Origin of the sequence: Streptomyces sp. UH6 (assembly GCF_013421635.1) — a bacterium.
GTDB lineage: Bacteria > Actinomycetota > Actinomycetes > Streptomycetales > Streptomycetaceae > Streptomyces > Streptomyces abyssomicinicus.
In genome coordinates, this window is the sequence record NZ_JACADT010001121.1 from 1 (window position 1) to 1,741 (window position 1,741).

2 protein-coding genes and 2 tRNA genes are annotated in these 1,741 nt (G+C 70.7%); 1 reads left to right on the forward strand and 3 read right to left on the reverse strand.

Translation table 11 applies throughout. The annotated features are described in order from the left end of the window. A partial coding sequence (locus tag HW445_RS29825) for an NAD(P)-binding domain-containing protein (protein WP_180223934.1) occupies window positions 1–222 on the reverse strand: 222 nt, incomplete at its 3' end. Window positions 223–352: 130 nt separating this feature from the next. Here HW445_RS29825 and HW445_RS29830 point away from each other — a divergent pair. After that, the gene (locus HW445_RS29830; RefSeq protein WP_180223935.1) at window positions 353–907 is read left to right on the forward strand and encodes a hypothetical protein; all 555 of its coding nucleotides are present in this window, start codon (window positions 353–355) and stop codon (window positions 905–907) included. Window positions 908–1,009: 102 nt separating this feature from the next. Here the strand turns inward: HW445_RS29830 and HW445_RS29835 are convergent. Continuing rightward, window positions 1,010–1,082, reverse strand: a tRNA-Arg gene (locus HW445_RS29835). A 312-nt stretch (window positions 1,083–1,394) separates the two neighbouring features. After that, window positions 1,395–1,485: transfer RNA gene (locus tag HW445_RS29840), tRNA-Ser, on the reverse strand. Between the last annotated feature and the right edge of the window lie 256 nt (window positions 1,486–1,741).

A 1,741-nucleotide genomic window follows, 5' to 3' on the forward strand; every position in this document is an offset into this window, starting at 1 on the left:
GGCGGCGGGACCGTCGTACAGCATGGTCACGACGACGTCGGCGCCCTCCACCGCCTCGGCCGGGGTCGCGGCCACGCGCGCCCCGTCGGCGGCGAGCGGCTCCGCCTTCTCCCGGCTGCGGTTCCAGACTCTCAGCGGGTGCCCGGCCCGGGCGATGTTCCGGGCCATCGCGGCCCCCATGATCCCGGTGCCCAGCACGGCCACGGTGCGCGTGTCGGTCATGACCTCGGCTTCCTGTGCGGTGAACCTCTGCGTCGGTATCCGCCCCCACTATGACCCGCGGACCGCCCCCGTCCGGCCGGACCGCGCGAGAACCATTGACCTCCTCGACCACGGCCTCCACGATCACCCGGTGATCACTCTTGCCGCCGGCCCGCCGACCTTCACCGCTTCCTTCGCCCTCGTGATCGGCCTGGTCTTCGTCGCCCTCGGCGTCTTCACCCGGACGGCCCGGGGCTCCGCCTGGCTCCGCGGCCGCGGGGGACCACCGCTCACCCGGTTCCTCCCGATCGGCTGGACGGTCGGGGGGACCCTGTTCGCCCTCGGCGGCCTGACCGTGCTCGTCCTGGTGGACGACGACCCGGTCAGGGACCGCTGGGAGTCCAGGACCCCGTACTCCGGCTGCGGCGAGGTGAGGCTGAGCCAGGGGGAGCGGATGGAGACGCACGCCGCACGGGAGGTCGACTGCCTGCGCCAGGCCCTGGAGAAGACCGCCACGGCGGAACTGGCCGTCACCTTCCCCACCGTGGAGGGCGACCCGATCCGCGAGTACTACCGCCTGACGCCGCAGGGCCGCCTCGAGGTCTACACCGACAGCACGGACGACCCCCACTCGGACCGGACGTGGTCGTTCTCCGCCTGCTACGCCCCCGAATGGCTGCCGGAGATCTCCTGCCCCCGGCGGTGACGCAAGGGCGGTCACCGGGCAAGGCCCTGCCGAACCAGGGCGGGCCGGCCCACCGACAACGCGAAAGGCCCCGGGATCATCTCCCGGGGCCTCTCACCTGTGTGCACTCGGCAGGATTCGAACCTGCAACCTTCTGATCCGTAGTCAGATGCTCTATCCGTTAAGCTACGAGTGCTTGTTCTGTTGTCGTCTCCGTTTCGGCTTCCTTTCGGCCCGTCCCGGCGACAGGAAGAACATTACATGACTGCCGCCGACATGTGAAATCCATTCGGCACACCCCGCCTGACCTGCGGAAACGCGAAATCTCCCGCACCCGGCCCCGGGTCCGTGGGCCGACGTCCGAGCCGATCGGCGGGGGGAACACGCGCATCGGGCGTGGCGCAAGATGCGGACGGTGGCGGGAGAGCGGCGCACGGCGCTCCCGAACCCGGTGAGGACGCGGAAAACACCTCGGGCCCCTGTTCCAGGAACAGGGGCCCGAGCGGGGCGGAGGCGGAGGGATTTGAACCCTCGATGGGCTTGAAGGCCCAAACCGCATTAGCAGTGCGGCGCCATAGACCGGACTAGGCGACGCCTCCAGCACAGCTCTCGCGCAAGCGCGAGCGGTGTGTGCAGATGATGACACAGACGAACGCCGCGTCACCAATTGGCCCCCACGGTACTAGGCACGCGGCCCGCAGGGCAAAGGGCTTTCGGCGTGCCGGAGGAACGTGCCGGACGAATCGGCGGCGGAGGCCGGCGGACCGCCCCCGCACCCGCTGCCGGCGCACCCGCTACCGGCGCGCTCCCCCGCGCGTTGGGCAGAACATGCCTCACGTGACCTCTCGCACCGCC